General features: G+C 73.1%; 2 protein-coding genes (1 of these 2 cut by a window edge). Both read left to right on the forward strand.

The window, feature by feature from the left end; all coding sequences use genetic code 11:
• Positions 1-13,943 carry the end of a type I polyketide synthase gene (locus AW272_RS45185; RefSeq protein ID WP_157518707.1) on the forward strand. It extends 18,955 nt beyond the left edge of the window, so 13,943 of the gene's 32,898 nt are visible here — the last part of the coding sequence; its start codon lies beyond the left edge, outside the window; it ends in the stop codon at positions 13,941-13,943.
• A 36-nt stretch (positions 13,944-13,979) separates the two neighbouring features.
• On the forward strand, positions 13,980-18,677 hold the full coding sequence (locus AW272_RS45665) for a type I polyketide synthase (protein ID WP_157518708.1): 4,698 nt from the start codon (positions 13,980-13,982) through the stop codon (positions 18,675-18,677).

The raw sequence follows: 18,677 nt of genomic DNA on the forward strand, positions 1-18,677 counted from the left end.
GCGCCGACGGGATGACCGACTTCCCCGCCGACCGAGGCTGGGAGGCCGAGGTCGCGGACGCCCCCTACGCGTTGCGCGGCGGATTCCTCCCGGACGCGACCCGGTTCGACGCCGAGCTGTTCGGCATCTCACCCCGTGAGGCGCTGGCCATGGACCCGCAGCAGCGGTTGTCCCTGGAGGCCGCGTGGGAGGCCTTCGAATCGGCGGGCATCGACCCGACGGGGCTGCCCGGCGCGTCCGTGGGCGTGTTCCTGGGAGCGGGGACGTCGTTCTACGGGATCGGCACCGACCTGTCGGTGAGCGCCGAAGGACACGTGCTGGCGGGCACCTCGAACAGCGTGATCTCCGGACGGGTGGCGTACTCGTTCGGGCTCGAAGGTCCGGCCGTGACGGTGGACACCGCCTGCTCGTCCTCGCTGGTGGCGCTGCACTGGGCGGCTCAAGCGCTGCGGAGCGGCGAGTGCGCGATGGCGCTCGCGGGCGGCGTCACGGTGCTGGCCAACCCGAGCATCTTCGCCGAGTTCAGCAGGCAGGGCGGCGTCGCCGCGGACGGGCGCTGCAAGCCCTTCGCCGACGCGGCGGACGGCACGGGCTGGTCAGAAGGCGTCGGCCTGCTGGTGCTGGAACGACTCTCGGACGCCGAGCGCAACAGGCACACGGTGCTCGCGGTGGTGCGCGGCAGCGCGATCAACCAGGACGGCGCGTCGAACGGTCTCACCGCGCCGAACGGGCCGTCGCAGGAGCGGGTGATCCGCCAGGCGCTGGCCAACGCCCGGCTCCAGCCGTCGGACGTCGACATCGTGGAGGCGCACGGCACCGGGACCCGGCTGGGCGACCCGATCGAGGCCCAAGCTCTGCTGGCCACTTACGGCCAGGAGCGGGATCGGCCTTTGTGGCTGGGCTCGGTGAAGTCGAACATCGGGCACACGCAGGCCGCCGCGGGTGTGGCGGGTGTGATCAAGATGGTCCAGGCGATGCGGCACGGCGTGCTGCCGCCGACACTGCACGTGGACGAGCCGACCTCGCACGTGGACTGGTCCGGCGGCGCGGTGGAACTGCTGACCGAGGCCCGGCCCTGGCCCTCGGCCGAGAGGCCGCGCCGGGCGGGTGTGTCCTCGTTCGGGATGAGCGGCACCAACGCGCACGTGGTGATCGAGCAGGGTGACCCGGCCCCGGCCCCGGATGACCGAGAGTTCGCCGTGCCGGTGCCGTGGTTGGTGTCCGGTCGGTCGGAGCAGGCGCTGAAGGCGCAGGCCGAGCGGCTGCTCGAGCCGGTCGCGGACCTGGCATCGGTGGATATCGGCCACTCGCTGCTGGCGCGGGCCGCCATGGAGCGTCGGGCGGTTGTGTTCGGGTCCGAGCGTGAGGCGTTGCGGGCCGGGCTACGGTCGCTGGCCGCGGGTGAATCCGCGCCGAACGTGGTGCGGGGGAGCTCCCGGGCCGGTGGCGTGGTGTTCGTCTTCCCTGGTCAGGGATCGCAGTGGATAGGCATGGCGCAGGGTCTTCTCGACGCGTCTCCGGTGTTCCGGGAGCGGCTGGCCGAGTGCGAAACGGCGCTGTCGGAGTTCGTGGACTGGTCACTGACCGAAGTGCTCCGGGATGGCACGGGCCTGGATCGCGTCGACGTGGTTCAGCCGACGTTGTGGGCGGTGATGGTTTCGCTGGCCGCGACGTGGCGGGCACATGGCGTCCATCCCTCAGCGGTTATCGGGCACTCGCAGGGTGAGATCGCCGCCGCTGTCGTGGCGGGTGCGCTCTCGCTGGAAGACGGCGCCCGTGTGGTGGCACTGCGGAGTAAGGCGCTGATCGCGCTGGCAGGTGGTGGCGGCATGGTCTCCGTCGCGGCCGGACATGAGCAGGTGGAGGCCCTGTTCCCGAACGGGATCGCGGCCTTCAACGGACCGTCGTCGACGGTGGTTGCCGGCACGCCGCAGGCGCTGGAAGACCTGATCGCCGAATGTGAAGCCCGGGGGATTCGGGCTCGCCGGATTCCGGTGGACTACGCCTCGCACTCACCTCAGGTGGAGCTGATCCGCGAAGAGATCTTGGCTGTGTTGGCTCCGATCTCCCCAGTGGGTTCGGCGGTTCCGATCTATTCGACGGTGACCGGTGCGCCGATCGACACGACGATCATGGATGCCGCCTACTGGTATCAGAATCTCCGTTCTCCGGTGCAGTTCGAGCAGGCGACCCGGGCGTTGGTGGCCGATGGCCGGTCCGTTTTCGTGGAATGCAGCCCTCATCCGGTGCTGACGATCGGCGTACAGGAGACAGCGGAAGAAGCGGTCACGGTAGGCACGCTGCGGCGCAACGATGGCGGCGCGGACAGGTTCCTGGCGTCGCTGGCCGAAGTCTGGTGTGCGGGCGTTGATGTCGACTTCACCGGGTTCCTGCCGGGTGGGCGACGAGTCGACCTGCCGACTTACGCCTTCCAGCACGAACGCTTCTGGCCGAAGCCGGTCGCGGCGCGGGATGTCGCGTCCGTGGGTCAGGTGACGGCGGGGCATCCGCTGCTCGGTGCGGCGGTGCCGTTGACGGATGGCGGAGTGGTGCTCACCGGGCGGCTGTCGTCGGCGGGGCAGCCCTGGCTGGCCGATCACGAGGTGCTCGGCCGGGTGCTGGTGCCGGGAGCCGCGCTGGTGGAGATGGCGCTGCGGGCCGGTGCGCAGGCCGGATGCGATCTGGTGCGCGAACTCGTGCTGCAGGCGCCGCTGGTCCTGCCCGCGCAGGGCGGCGTGGACGTGCGGGTGAACGTCGGCGTCGACCGCACGGTGGAGGTGTTCTCCCGGGTCGAAGGCGCGGGGCCGTGGATCTGCCACGCGACCGGTGTGCTCGACGTGGACGCGCCGCCCGCCGGATTCGACCTCGCCGCCTGGCCGCCGCCCGGCGCGCGGCCGGTGGAGTCCGGCCGGTTCTACGACGACCTGGCGGAGTCCGGTTACGGCTACGGCCCGGCCTTCCAGGGGCTGCGCGCGGTCTGGCAGGACGGCGAGACGGTCTACGCCGAGGTGGAGCTTCCCTCGGGAGTGGAGCCGGCCGGGTTCGGGCTGCACCCCGCTCTCTTGGACGCCGCCCTGCACGCCGCCGTCCTCCACGGTGGCACCGGGACACGGTTGCCGTTCGCGTGGAGCGGGGTGTCCCTGCACGCCACCGGTGCGACGGTGCTGCGCGTCGCGCTGACCGGCGGGCCCGGCGGGCTCACGCTGCGCGCCGCCGACCCCACCGGTGCGCCGGTGGTCACGATCGGCTCGCTGACCACGCGGGAGATCACGCCAGAGACGCTGGAGCGGGCCGGGGAGACCGCCGTCGACGACGCCCTGTTCGCCGTCGACTGGGTGCCGGTGCCGCCTTCAGGCTCCGTTTCGACCGCCGGCTGGGTGCTGCTCAGCAGTGATGACGCGGATCTGTCCGCTGTGCGGGCCAGGCTGGACGAGGGCACGCAGGCACCGGAGGTCGTGGTGCTGCCCGTGTCCGGCGGTGAGACCGCCCGGGTGCTGGGGATCCTGCAGGAGTGGCTGGCCGACGATCGGCTGGCCGCGTCCCGCCTGGTCGTGCTCACCCGGGGAGCGGTCCGCGAGGCCGGCGACCTGGCTGGGGCGGCGGTCTGGGGGCTGGTGCGGTCGGCGCAGTCGGAGCATCCGGACAGGTTCGTGCTGGTCGACCGTGACGAGACGGAGTTCTGGCCCCAAGCGGTCGGGCCGGAGCCGCAGACGGCGGTGCGCGGCGGCGAGATCCTGGCGCCGAGACTGGTCCGCACCCCGGCGGCACCCCTGGCCGGCGCGCCCGACAGCGTGCTGATCACCGGTGGCACCGGGACGCTGGGCCGCCTGATCGCCCGGCATCTGGCCGACCGGCACGGCGTGCGGCGGCTCGTGCTGCTCAGCCGCCGGGGAATGGACAGCCCCGGCGCGGCCGAGCTGGTCGACGACCTGCGTACTTTGGGGGCCGAAGCGACGGTGGTGGCGTGCGACGCCGCCGACCGGGCCGCGCTGGCGGCCGTGCTCGACGCTCACCCGGTGACGGGTGTGATCCACGCGGCCGGGGTGCTGGACGACGGCACGATCACCGCGTACACCCCCGACCGGCTGGCCCGGGTGCTCCGCCCGAAGATCGACGCGGCGCTGAACCTGCACGACCTGACCGCAGGCCGCGAGCTGAGCATGTTCGTGCTGTTCTCCTCGGCGGCGGGCACGTTCGGCCCCGGCGGGCAGGCGGCCTACGCCGCCGCGAACGCGGTGCTCGACGGGCTGGCGGCGCGACGCCGGGCGGCGGGCCTGCCGGCCGTGTCGCTGGGCTGGGGACTGTGGGCGAGCGCGAGCGGGATGACCGGCCACCTGTCCGAGGGCGAGGTGGCCCGGGTCGGCCGCACGAGCGCGCTGCTGAGCGACGCCGAAGGGCTCGCGCTGTTCGACGCGAGCGCCGGATCCGACCGGCCCCACGTGCTGCCGATCCGCCTGCGGCTCACCGCCGACCCGTCGGGTGACGTGCCGCCGCTGCTGCGCGCGCTGGTCCGGCCGGGCCTGCGGCGCGCGGCGGGGGAGACCGGTCATGGGACGCTCGCCCGGCGGCTGGCCGCGCTGCCCGCCGCCGAGCAGGTCCGGGTGGTCGCCGAGATGGTCGCCGCCGAAGTGGCCACCGTCCTCGGACACGCGACCGCGACCGCGATCGGGCCGACCCGCGCCTTCAAGGAGCTCGGGTTCGACTCGCTGCTCGCCGTCCGGCTGCGGAACCGGCTCCAGGACGTCACCGACCTGCGGCTGCCCGCGACGCTGGTGTTCGACTACCCCACCCCGGCCGTGCTGGCCGAGTTCCTCCGCGACGAGGTGACCGGACGGCAGGTGCCCGCACCGGTCGTGACCTCGGCGCCGGCCGCCGTGGACGAGCCCATCGCGATCGTGGGGATGAGCTGCCGGTATCCCGGCGGGGTCGGCAGTCCCGAGCAGCTCTGGGAACTGCTGGCCGCAGGCGGCGACGGGATCGGGGCCTTCCCGTCCGATCGCGGCTGGGAGATCGGCCAGGTGTACGCCGGTGAGGACGGCGCCTCGGTCTTCGAGGGTGGCTTCCTGCACGACGCGGCCGGGTTCGACGCCGGGCTGTTCGGGATCTCGCCGCGCGAGGCGCTGGCGATGGACCCGCAGCAGCGGCTGCTGCTGGAGGCGTCCTGGGAGGCGTTCGAGTCGGCGGGCCTCAACCCGGTCTCGCTGCGCGGCAGCCGGACCGGCGTGTACGCGGGCCTGATGTACCACGACTACGCGACCGGGGCAGGAGAGGTGCCCGACGAGGTCAAGGGCTTCCTCGGCACCGGGAACGCGGGCAGCGTCGCGTCCGGACGGGTGGCCTACACGTTCGGTCTTGAGGGTCCGGCGGTGACCGTCGACACGGCGTGCTCGTCGTCCCTGGTGGCGCTGCACTGGGCGGCCCAGGCGCTGCGTACCGGTGAGTGCGATCTGGCGCTGGCCGGCGGTGTGACCGTGCTCGCCACGCCCGCCGTGTTCACCGAGTTCAGCAGGCAGGGCGGGCTCGCCTCGGACGGCCGCTGCAAGGCGTTCGCGGCGGCGGCCGACGGCAGCGGGTGGTCGGAGGGCGTCGGCCTGCTCGTGCTGGAACGGCTGTCCGACGCCCGGCGCAACGGCCATCAGGTTCTCGCGGTGGTGCGGGGGAGCGCGGTCAACCAGGACGGCGCGTCCAACGGTCTGACCGCGCCGAACGGTCCTTCGCAGGAGCGGGTCATCCGCCAGGCACTGGCCAACGCCCGCCTCGGAACCGCCGATGTGGACGTGGTGGAGGCGCACGGCACCGGCACCAAGCTCGGCGATCCGATCGAGGCCCAGGCGTTGCTGGCCACCTACGGTCAGGACCGGCGGGAGCCGCTCTGGCTGGGTTCGATCAAGTCCAACATCGGGCACACGCAGGCGGCTGCTGGTGTGGCCGGTGTGATCAAGATGGTCCAGGCGATGCGGCACGGTGTGCTGCCCGCGACGTTGCACGTGGACGCGCCCTCGCCGCACGTCGACTGGTCGGTCGGAGCCGTCGAGCTGCTGACCGAGGCCCGGCCGTGGCCTTCGACCGAGAGACCGCGCCGGGCGGGCGTGTCGTCGTTCGGGATCAGCGGCACCAACGCGCACGTGGTGATCGAACAGGGCGACCCGGCCCCGGTCTCCCTTGGCGCAAAGCACGCGAAGCCGGTCCGGACCTCGGATGATGCCGAGCTCGCGAGGCCGGGTTCCGTGTCGGATGACCGGGAGCTTGCCGGGCCGGTGCCTTGGTTGGTGTCCGGTCGGTCGGAGCAGGCTCTCAGGGCGCAGGCCGAGCGGCTGAGCGGGCCGGTCGTGGACCTGGCGTCGGTGGATGTGGGTCACTCGCTGTTGGCGCGTGCTGCCATGGAGCATCGGGCGGTTGTGTTCGGGTCAGAGCGCGAGGCGTTGCTGGCCGGGCTGAGCGCGTTGGCCGGTGGGGTGTCCGCACCCAACTTGGTGCAGGGAAGTATCAAGGCCGGTGGTGTGGTGTTCGTCTTCCCCGGTCAGGGGTCGCAGTGGATAGGCATGGCGCAGGGTCTTCTCGACACCTCCCCGGTGTTCAGCGAGCGGCTGGCCGAATGCGAAACGGCTCTCTCCGAGTTCGTGGACTGGTCTCTCAGCGAAGTGCTGCGCGACGGCACGGGCCTCGATCGGGTGGACGTGGTTCAGCCTGTTCTGTGGGCGGTGATGGTCTCGCTGGCGGCGACGTGGCGGGCACACGGTGTCCATCCCTCGGCGGTTATCGGGCACTCGCAGGGTGAGATCGCCGCCGCGGTCGTGGCGGGTGCGCTGTCGCTGGAAGACGGTGCCCGCGTGGTCGCGCTGCGGAGCAAGACGCTGATCGCGCTGGCAGGTGGTGGCGGGATGGTCTCCGTCGCGGCCGGCCATGAGCAGGTGGAGGCCTTGTTCCCGAACGGGGTCGCGGCCTTCAACGGACCGTCGTCGACCGTGGTCGCCGGCACGCCTCAAGCGCTGGAAGACCTGCTCGCCGAGTGTGAGTCGCGTGGCATCCGGGCTCGCCGGATTCCGGTGGACTATGCGTCGCATTCACCTCAGGTGGAGCTGATCCGCGAAGAGATCCTGGCTGTGCTGGCCCCGATCTCGCCGGTGAGTTCGGCGGTTCCGATCTACTCGACGGTGACCGGTGCCCCGATCGACACGACGATCATGGACGCCGCTTACTGGTATCAGAACCTTCGTTCTCCGGTGCAGTTCGAGCAGGCGACCCGGGCGTTGGTCGCGGACGGCCGGTCCGTGTTCGTGGAATGCAGCCCGCATCCGGTGCTGACGATCGGCGTACAGGAGACAGCGGAGGAAGCAGTCACGTTAGGCACTCTGCGGCGCAACGACGGCGGCCAGGACAGGTTCCTGGCCTCGTTGGCCGAAGCCTGGTGTGCGGGAGTCGACGTCGATTTCACCGGGTTCCTGACTGGTGGGCGACGCGTCGACCTGCCGACTTACGCCTTCCAGCACGAACACTTCTGGCTGGAAGCCGCGACTCCCGAGACGCAGGCCGATCCAGTCGAGGCGCGGTTCTGGGACGCGGTCGACCGCAACGACCTGGCCGAACTCTCCGCGACCCTGGACCTGGAGGCCGACGGGTCGCTGCGGTCGGTGCTTCCCGCGCTGTCCTCCTGGCGCAACCGCCGCCGTCTGGACGCGGCCATGGACTCGTGGCGCTACCGGGTCACCTGGAAGCCGCTGACCGGCCTGCGCGCCGGGGCACTCGGCGGCAGGTGGCTGCTGGTCACCGGCGAAGGCGGACCTTCCGCCGACGGAGTCGGGGCGGCGTTGCGCGCCGCCGGCGCCGAGGTCGTGGAGCTGGCCGCCGACGGCGATCTCTTGGCCGGGCGGATCCGTGAGAGCGGAGACCTGGCCGGTGTGCTCTCGCTCGCCGATGCGATGACGACGCTGAGTGTCCTGCGGGCCCTGGACGACTCGGTTCCGCTGTGGGCGGTGACGACCGGCGCGGTGTCGGTCGGCAGGTCCGACCCGCTGACGGATCCCGCGCGGGCCCAGATCTGGGGGCTCGGCCGGGTGGCCGCGCTGGAGTATCCCGACCGCTGGGGCGGCCTGATCGACCTGCCGCCCGTGGTCGACGAGCGGGCCGGACAGCGGCTCGTCGCGGTCCTGACCGGTGACGAGGACCAGGTCGCGGTGCGCGCCTCGGGTGTCTACGGCCGCAGGCTGGCGCGTGCGCCGCTGCCCTCGGGCCGATCCCGGTCGTGGACGACGCAGGGCACGGTCCTGGTGACCGGTGGCACCGGCGCGCTGGGCGCGGTGACGGCCAGGTGGCTGGCCGAACGCGGCGTGCCCCATGTCGTGCTGATGAGCCGCGGGGGTGTGGCGGCCCCGGAACTGGTCGCCGACCTGGCCGCCCTCGGTACCCGAGTCACCGTCGCGGCCTGCGACGTGACCGACAGGGACGCGGTCGCCGCGGTGCTGGCCGAGATCCCGACGCTGACCGGCGTCGTCCACGCGGCGGGAGTCCTGGACGACGGCATGCTCGACGCCCTGACGCCGGAGCGCTTCGCCGGAGTGGTGGCGACGAAGGCGACCGGACTGATGATCCTGGACGAGCTCACCGCCGGACACGACCTCGACCTGTTCGTGGTGTTCTCCTCGCTTTCGGGTGTGGTCGGCAGCGCGGGTCAGGGCAACTACGCGGCCGGGAACGCGTTCGCGGACGCGTGGATCCAGCGCCGCCGCGACCACGGGCTGCCCGGCCTGTCGATCGCTTGGGGCGCCTGGGCGGAAAGCGGCCTGGCCACCGATCAGGTGGTCGTCGAACGGCTGCGGCGCGGCGGCGTGGTGCCGATGGACCCGGCGGTGGCGATCAGGGCCATGGCCACGGCCGTCGACCACGACGAGACGACCGTGGCCGTCGCGGACATCGACTGGCCGCGCTTCCTCGACGGGTTCACCGGAGCCCGGCCGAGCGCCCTGCTCGCCGACCTCCCCGAGGCGGCGGCCCGGCCCGGCCCCACAGGTGACGACAACGGCTCGCGGCTGTGGGCGGAGCTGACGGCCGCGCCGGCCGGTCAGCGCAGGCAACTGCTGCTCGACGCGCTCCGCACCCTCGCCGCCGCTGTGCTCGGGCACGACTCCGGCCAGGCGATCGCGCCCGCACAGGCGTTCCGCGAGCTGGGCTTCGACTCGCTGATGGCGGTGGAGTTCCGCAACCGGCTCAACGCCGAGACCAAGCTGCGGCTGCCGGCGACGCTGGTCTTCGACCACCCGACCCCGGCCCGGCTCACCGACCATCTCCTCGGTCTGCTGTCGGGCGGCACGGTCCCGGCGACCCAGGCGGCGACCGCGACCGGTCAGCCGGACGAGCCGATCGCGATCGTCGGGATGAGCTGCCGGTTCCCCGGCGGGGTGACCAGCCCGGCGGAGCTGTGGCGGATGGTGGCCGGTGGACTCGACGGCCTGTCGGCGTTCCCGACCGACCGAGGCTGGCCGGTGGACGCCGACGCGGGTTACGCGCGGGTCGGCGGGTTCGTCCATGACGCGGCCGATTTCGACGCGGGCCTGTTCGGGATCTCGCCGCGTGAGGCGCTGGCGATGGACCCGCAGCAGCGCCTGCTGCTGGAGGCCGCCTGGGAGACGTTCGAGTCGGCCGGGGTGGATCCGCGTTCGGTGCGCGGGACCTCGGTCGGCGTCTTCGCCGGCACCAACGGCCAGGACTACGGCACACTGCTGGCCGCCTCCGGCGAACCGGTCGAAGGGCACGTGCTGACCGGCAACGCGGCGGCGGTGCTGTCCGGCCGGCTGGCCTACACGTTCGGGCTCGAAGGGCCCGCGATGACCGTCGACACCGCCTGTTCGTCGTCGCTGGTGGCGCTGCATCTCGCCGTCCAGGCGCTGCGGCGGGGCGAGTGCGACATGGCTTTGGCGGGCGGCGTGACGGTCATGTCGACCTCAGGGGCGTTCGCCGAGTTCGACCGGCAGGGCGGGCTGTCCGCCGACGGGCGCTGCAAGGCGTTCGCGGCGACGGCCGACGGCACCGGCTGGGGCGAGGGCGTCGGCGTGCTGCTCGTGGAGCGGCTTTCCGACGCGCGGCGGCTCGGGCACGAGGTCCTGGCGGTGGTGCGGGGGAGCGCGGTCAACCAGGACGGCGCGTCCAACGGGCTCACCGCCCCCAACGGCCCCTCGCAGGAGCGGGTCATCCGGCAGGCGCTGGCCAACGCCGGGGTCTCCGCCGATGAGGTGGACGCCGTCGAGGCGCACGGCACCGGCACCCGCCTGGGCGACCCGATCGAGGCCCAGGCGCTGCTCGCGACCTACGGCCAGGACCGGGACCGGCCGCTGTGGCTGGGCTCGGTGAAGTCGAACATCGGTCACACGCAGGCGGCCGCCGGTGTGGCCGGGGTGATCAAGATGGTGGAGGCGATGCGGCACGGTGTGCTGCCGCCGACGCTGCACGTGGACGAGCCGACCCCGCAGGTCGACTGGTCGATGGGCGCGGTGGAACTGCTGACCGAGGCGATGCCGTGGCCGTCGGCGGACCGGCCGCGCCGGGTGGGCGTCTCCTCGTTCGGTGTCAGCGGCACCAATGCCCACGTGATCATCGAGCAGGGCGAGCCCGCCCCCGTCTCCGCTTCGGTTACGGAGGGCCTCGTGCCGTGGCTGGTGTCCGGCCGGTCGGCCGAGGCGCTGGCGGCGCAGGCCGAGCGCTTGCGGGGAGCGGTTCGGGACCTGCCGCCGGTGGACGTCGCCTGGTCGCTCGCCACGACCCGGGCGGCTCTGACCCAGCGCGGGGTGATCATCGGCGGCGATCACGAGGAGCTGCTCTCCGGACTGGACGCTCTCGCCGCGGGCGAACCCGCGACGGGCGTGGTCGCCGGTACCGCTGCCGAAGGCCGGACGGCGTTCCTGTTCACCGGCCAGGGTTCCCAGCGGGCCGGGATGGGACGCGGTCTGTATGCCCGGTTCCCCGTGTTCGCCGACGCCTTCGACGCCGTCTGCGCAGCTCTCGACCTCCTGCTCGACCGGCCGATCCGGGACGTCATCCTCGACGGCACCGACCTCGACCAGACCGTCTACACACAGGCCGGCCTCTTCGCCATCGAGGTGGCGTCGTTCCGGCTCTTGGAGTCGCTCGGCGTGACCCCGGACTACCTGCTGGGCCACTCGATCGGCGAGGTCGCCGCAGCCCACTGCGCGGGGATTCTGTCCCTGGACGACGCCTGCACCCTCGTGGCCGCCCGAGGCCGCCTGATGCAGGCGCTCCCGGCGGGCGGCGCGATGCTCGCGCTCCAGGCCACTGAAGACCAGATCGTCGATGACCGTATCGACATCGCCGCGATCAACAGCCCCGACTCCGTGGTCATCTCCGGCGACGCCGACGTCATCGAGGAATGGACCACGCGTGGCTTCAAGCACACCCGGCTGAAGGTCTCGCACGCGTTCCACTCACGGCTCATGGAACCGATGCTGGACGAATTCGCCCAGGTCCTGACCACACTGACCTTCGCCGAACCGCAGATCCCCATCGTGTCCGCCGACATGACCACGCCCGGCTACTGGGTCCGCCAGGTGCGCGAAACCGTCCGGTTCGCCGACGGCGTCACCCACCTGCGCGACCAGGGTGTGACCCGGTTCGTCGAACTCGGCCCCGACAGCGTGCTCTCCGCGATGGCGCAGCAGTCGGCAGAAGGCGTGTTCGCGCCGCTGATGCGCCGCGACCGCGACGAGGTGGAGACGGCGCTGACGGCGCTCGCCCAGGTGTGGACGTCCGGCGCCGAGGTCGACTGGCCGGCGGTCCTGCCCGGCGGTCGCCGGGTGACCCTGCCGACCTACGCCTTCCGGCGGCAGCGGTTCTGGCCCCGGCCGGTGCCCGCGGTCATCCCCGGCGACGTGGTCGAATCCCGCTTCTGGGACGCGGTCGAACGCGAGGACCTCGGCGAACTGGCCCACACCCTCGACACCGGGCCGGAAGCCGTCGAGACCCTGCTGCCCGCCCTCTCCACATGGCGCAGACGTCGCCGCCAGGACTCGGCGCTCGACACCTGGCGCTACCGGATCGAGTGGAAGCCGGTGCCGGTCCCGGCCGCTGGGCTGGACGGCACCTGGCTGCTGGTCGTCCCGGAGAGCGCCGACGCGGACCTGACCGAAGGAGTGCGCGCTGCCATCCGCGCCGCCGGCGCGGACGTCGTCGACGTCGTCCTGGATGATTTCGACAGATCCTCGGTCACCGCCCGCCTGCTGACCGCGATGGACGGCGTATCCGACCTGGCCGGAACCGTGGTGCTCGCCGGCGATCCCTCCGTGGCCGTCACCCTGGCGGTGCTACAGGCCCTCGGCGACGCGGACCTGAAAGCGCCGCTGTGGGCGTTGACCTGCGGAGCCGTCCAGGCAGGCCCGGGGGACATCCTGACCAGCCCGGTCCAGGCGCAGGTGTGGGGGCTTGGCCGGGTCGCCGCGCTGGAGCACCCGCAGCGCTGGGGCGGCCTGATCGACCTGCCGGGTACGACGGATCTGTCGGCGCTGGCGGCGGTGCTCGGCGGCACGACCGGTGAGGACCAGGTGGCGGTACGCGCCTCGGGTGTGTACGGCCGCAGGCTCGTGCGGGCGGCCGACGACTCCGGCGCTCCGTGGTCGCCGTCACGCCCCGGCACGGTGCTCATCACGGGTGGCACCGGTGCGCTGGGCGCGGTCGTCGCCCGCAAGCTGGCGGAGAGCGGTGTCGCGCACCTGGTGCTGACCGGGCGACGCGGCCTGGTCGCCGATGGTGCCCCCGAGTTGGCGGCCGAACTGACCGCGCTGGGCGCCCGGGTCACGGTCGCCGCATGCGACATCGCCGACCGGGACGCCTTGGCCTCGTTGCTGGCCGAAATTCCTGCGGAGCTGCCGCTCACAGGCGTGGTGCACGCGGCGGGGGTGCTGGACGACGGCACGCTCGACGCGCTGACGCCGGAGCGGTTCGACAAGGTCCTGGCGGCCAAGGTGACGGGGCTGACGCATCTCGACGACCTGACCCGGGGCATCGAGCTCGACTTCTTCGTGGCGTTCTCGTCGCTGGCGGGAACGGTGGGCAACGCCGGTCAAGGAAACTACGCGGCGGCCAACGCCCACCTCGACGCCTGGGCGGTCCGGCGACGCGAGCAGGGTCTCCCCGGCGTCTCGGTGGCCTGGGGCCCCTGGGCACAGGAGGGCATGGCCACCGACCGGACCGTGATGGAACGGCTGCGCCGGAGCGGTGTGGCGGCGATGGAGCCGGGGGCGGCGGTGCGGGCGTTCGTCCGAGCCCTCGGCGACGATACGGCGAACCAGGTCATCGCGGACATCGACTGGCCGACGTTCGGGCCCGCCTTCGCGGGGACCCGGCCGAGCCCGCTCATGCGGGACCTGGCGGGGACGGCGGTCGCCGCACCGGAGGCGGACACGGCCGATCAGGGTTCCGCGCTGCGGGCGAAGCTCGCGGCGGTGCCGGCCTCGCGGCGGCAGCGGGTGCTCCTCGACATCGTGCGGGGCCGGGCGGCGGTGATCCTCGGCTACCGGGGCGTCGACGCGGTCGCGCCGGAGCAGGCGTTCCGGGATCTCGGGTTCGACTCGCTCACCAGCGTGCAGTACCGCAACCTCCTGCACCACGAGACGGGCCTCAACCTGCCGGCCACGCTCGTGTTCGACCATCCGACGCCCGCCTCGCTCACCGCCTACCTGAGCCGGGCGCTGCTGCCGGAGGAGGCGCACGGGCCGCAGCAGGTGGCGGCCGAGATCGACCGGCTGGAGGCCGGGCTGCTGCGGCTCACGCCGAGCGAGAACGAGCGGGCGGACATCGCCGCCCGGCTGCAGGGACTGCTGGCCCGGTTCGCCGCCACCCAGGTGGAGCGACGGGACGACGCGCTGGACGACGTGCTCGTCGGCGCCAGCGCCGACGAGGTCCTCGACCTCATTCAGAAGGAATTCGGGGGCCCGGCCTGACCGGCGTCGTGACCCGTTTCGAGACAGGAGAGAACTGTGGCTGATGACGAGAAGCTGCTCGCGCATCTGAAATGGATGACCACCGAGCTGCGCCAGGCCCGCCGCCGCATCGCCGACCTCGAGGAGCGGGCCCAGGAGCCCGTCGCGATCGTCGGCATGGGGTGCCGTTTCCCCGGCGACGTCCGCTCGCCCGGCGACCTGTGGCGGCTGCTGGCGGAGGGGACCGACGCGATCGGCGACTTCCCGGCCGACCGGGGCTGGCTCGACGACGGCAAGGGCTACCGCCGTCAGGGCGGGTTCATCGCGGACGCCCACGAGTTCGACGCCGACCTGTTCGGCATCAGCCCGCGTGAGGCGACGGTCATGGATCCGCAGCAGCGGCTCCTTCTGGAGGTCGCCTGGGAGACGTTCGAGACGGCGGGCGTCAGTCCGCGGTCGCTGCGCGGCAGCCGTACCGGCGTGTTCATGGGCACCAACGGACAGGACTACAGCCTGCTCGCCCTCGCCTCGGCCGAGAGCGCGGAGGGGCACGTCGCCACCGGCACCAGCGCCAGCGTGATCTCCGGCCGCCTCGCCTACGCCTACGGGCTCGAAGGTCCGGCCGTGACGGTGGACACGGCGTGCTCGTCGTCGCTGGTGGCGCTGCACCTGGCGGTGCAGGCGCTGCGCAACGGCGAGTGCGAGCTGGCGCTGGCCGGAGGCGTGTCGGTGATGTCGACGGTGGAGGTGTTCGCCGAGTTCGACCGGCAGGGCGGGCTGGCCGCCGACGGGCGCTGCAAGGCGTTCGCGGCGGCGGCCGACGGCACCGGCTGGGGCGAGGGCGTCGGCGTCCTGCTGGTGGAGCGGCTCTCCGACGCGCAGCGGCTCGGGCACGAGGTGCTCGCGGTGATCCGGGGCAGCGCGGTCAACCAGGACGGCGCGTCGAACGGGCTCACGGCGCCAAACGGGCCCTCGCAGGAACGGGTGATCCGGCAGGCGCTGGCCGCCGCCCGGCTCGCTCCCTCCGAGGTGGACGCGGTGGAGACGCACGGCACCGGCACCCGGCTGGGCGACCCGATCGAGGCGCAGGCGCTGCTGGCGACGTACGGACAGGATCGGAAGACTCCCCTCTGGATCGGCGCGGTCAAGTCGAACATCGGCCACACGCAGGCGGCGGCGGGCGTCGCCGGGGTGATCAAGATGGTCGAGGCGATCCGCCACGGGACGCTGCCCGCGACCTTGCACGTCGACGCGCCGACCCCGCACGTCGACTGGTCGGCGGGCGCGGTGGAACTGCTGACCGAGGCCCGGCCGTGGCCCTTGACCGGGAGTCCGCGCCGGGCGGGCGTGTCGTCGTTCGGGATGAGCGGCACGAATGTCCACGTCGTGCTGGAGCAGGCGCCCGAAGCCCCCGCACAGCTGGAATCGCAGGCGCTGCCGGCGGTGCCGTGGGTGCTGTCGGCCAAGAACGCCGAGGGACTGCGCGCGCAGGCGGCCCGGCTGGCGGAATGGGCGGCCTCCTCCGGGGCGGACGCCGTGTCGGTGGGCGCGGCGCTGGTCCGCAGCCGCGCGACGCTGGAGCATCGCGCCGTGATCGTGGGCGACGACCGGGCCGCCCTGGTCGAGGGCCTGGCGGCAGCGGCGGCGGGAATGCCGGCCGCCGGGGTGCTGCAGGGCGCGGCGGGCGCCGCGACCGAAGTGGTGTGGGTGTTCCCCGGTCAGGGCGCGCAGTGGGCCGGGATGACCCGCGCGCTGATGGCGGAGTCGCCGGTGTTCGCGGAGTCGATGGCGGAGTGCGACCGGGCGCTGTCGGAGTTCGTGGCCTGGTCGCTCTTGGACGTCCCGGATGAGGATCTGGCCCGGGTCGACGTCGTGCAGCCGGTGTTGTGGGCCGTGATGGTGTCGCTGGCGGCGGTGTGGCGATCGTGGGGAGTGGAGCCCGCGGCGGTGATCGGGCACTCGCAGGGCGAGATCGCCGCCGCCGTGGTGGCCGGCGCGCTGTCGCTGGAAGACGGCGCGCGGGTGGTGGCGCTGCGCAGCCGGGCGCTGGCGGAGATCGCCGGTGGCGGCGGCATGGTGTCGGTGATGCTGCCGGAGGCCGAGGCGCGGGAGCTGCTGCCCGAGGGTGTGTCGGTGGCGGTGGTGAACGGCCCGGCCTCCATTGTGGTGTCCGGCCCTGCTGCGGCCCTCGACGAGCTGCTGGAACGCTGCGCCGGTGCCGGGGCCCGGGCCCGGCGGGTCGCGGTCGACTACGCGTCGCACTCGCCGGAGATGGAGCGGCTCCGCGACCGGCTCCTGGCCGACCTGGCCCCCGTCACGCCGCGAACGGCCCACACACCCGTGATCTCGACCCTGACGGGTGCCCCGGTCGACGGCACCGCGATGGACGCCGGCTACTGGTTCGAGAACCTGCGGCGCACGGTCCGGTTCCAGGACGCCGTGGAGCACGCGGCGCAGTCGGGCCACCGGGTGTTCGTCGAGGTCAGCCCGCATCCGGTGCTGCTGCCCGCGATCGAGGAGACGGTCGAGGCGGTCACGGCGGTCGGCTCGCTGCGGCGCGACGACGGCGGTCTGGCCCGCCTGCTGAAGTCGGCGGGCGAACTGTTCACCCGGGGCGTGGACGTCGACTGGCCCGCGGTGTTCGCGGGCACGCCGTCCCGCAGGGTGGAACTGCCCACCTACGCCTTCCAGCGTCAGCGCTACTGGCTGACACCCAAACAGTCGGCCGGAGACCCGGTCGAGCGCGCGTTCTGGGACGCGGTCGAGAGCGCCGACGTCGAGACCCTGGCGGCTCAGCTCGACGTCGAGGCCCCCGCCCTGACCCCCGTGCTGCCCGCGCTGGCGTCGTGGCACGGCCGGCGGCGGACCGATTCGGTGCTGGACGGCTGGCGCTACCGGGTGACGTGGAAGCGGCTGGGCGAACTCCCCGCCGGTCGTCTGGACGGCACCTGGCTGGTGGTGACGGCCGAAGACGGGCTGCTCGGAGACGTGGCCGCCGCCGTCGAGCGGCGTGGCGGGAAGACGGTCCGCCTGGTGCTGCCGCTCGCCGACCGGCGGGCGACGGCCGGACACATCGCCGAGGCGGTCGGAACGACCCCGATCACCGGCGTGATCTCCCTGGTGGCGCTGGCGACGGAGGTTTACCCCGCGCGGCCTCTGCTGCTCGTCCAGGCGCTGGCCGACGCCGGCGTGGTGGCCCCGGTCTGGTGGGCGACCCGAGGCGCGGCTGCGGACCCCGCCCAGGCGGGGACGTGGGGGCTCGGCTCGGTGGCCAGGATGGAGCGCCCCGACCAGTGGGGCGGCCTGGTCGACCTGCCGGAGAACCTGGACGACAAGGCGCTCACCCGCCTGACCTCCGTCGTCGCCGGTGACGAGGACGAGGTGGCGATCCGGCCCGACGGCGTGTTCGCCCGGCGTCTGGCCCGCGCCCCGGCCGCCGGGAGACCGGTCCGTTCGTGGTCGGCGGCCGACCGTACCGTCCTGATCTCGGGCGGCACCGGCGCGCTGGGCGGGCACGTCGCCCGCTGGCTGGCCGACAACGGCGTGGGACGTGTGCTGCTGCTGAACCGGCGCGGCACCGGCGCACCCGGCGCCGCCGACCTGGTGCGGCAGCTCGGGGAACGCGGCTGCCTGGCCACGGTGGTCGCCTGCGACCTCGCCGACCGGGACGCGCTGCGGGGAGTGCTGGACGAGATCCCGGCCGAGTTCCCGCTCGGCGCGGTGATCCACACCGCGGCCCTGCTGGACGACGCCCTGATCGACTCCCTGACCCCCGCCCAGATGGAACGCGTCTGGCGGGTGAAGGTCCAGGGCGCGCGGCACCTGCACGAGCTGACCGCCCACCTCGACCTGTCGGCGTTCGTCCTCTTCTCCTCCTTCGCCGGCACCTACGGCTCCGTCGGCCAGGGCAACTACGCGCCCGCGAACGCCGCCCTCGACGCGCTGGCCCACCAGAGGCGGGCGCTCGGCCTGCCCGCCACCTCGATCGCCTGGGGACACTGGGCCGGCGCCGGGATCGGCGGCGTGGCCATGGAGGAGACCCTGCGGCGCAGAGGAGTCCGCTCGATGCCGCCGGACCGGGCCATCGCCGCGCTGCGGCGCATCCTCGACGACGACGAGACGTCGATCATCGTGACGGAGGCCGACTGGCACGCACCGGCGGAGGGCGCGGTGCCGTCCCTGGCCAGAGATCTCGTGGAGGTTCTGCCCGAAGCGGCCCCGGAGCAGTCGGTGCTGCTGAGGCAGCTGCGGGAGGCCCCCCGGCCGTCCTGGTACGGCGTGCTGCTGGAGGCCGTGAAGGCCAACGCCGCCGCGGTGCTGGGGCACGCCCGCCCCGACGCCGTCGAGGAACACCGGGCGTTCCGCGAAGCCGGATTCGACTCCATCAGCGCCGTCGAGTTCCGCAACCGGATCAACGCCGCGACCGGCCTCAGCCTGCCCGCGACCCTCGTCTTCGACCGCGCCACCCCGGCGGCGCTGACCGAACACCTGGTGGAGCGCCTGTCCGGCGAGGTCTCCGCCACCGACTCGATCCTGGAGCGGCTGGCGCAGCTCGAAGCGGGGTTCGCCGCCATGACCGACGACGAGCGGGGGGCGGTCGAGAAGGGCGGCGAGATCGCCATCCGGCTGGAACGCGTCCTGTCCCAGTGGAGCGAACCGGAGAAGAGCCAGGCGGAACTGCGCCTGGACTCCGACGAGGAACTGTTCGCGTTCATCGACACCAAGCTCGGCAAGTCCCGCGCCGCGGACCAGTGA

The organism is Herbidospora mongoliensis (genome assembly GCF_001570545.1).
GTDB classification, from domain to species: Bacteria; Actinomycetota; Actinomycetes; order Streptosporangiales; family Streptosporangiaceae; genus Herbidospora; species Herbidospora mongoliensis.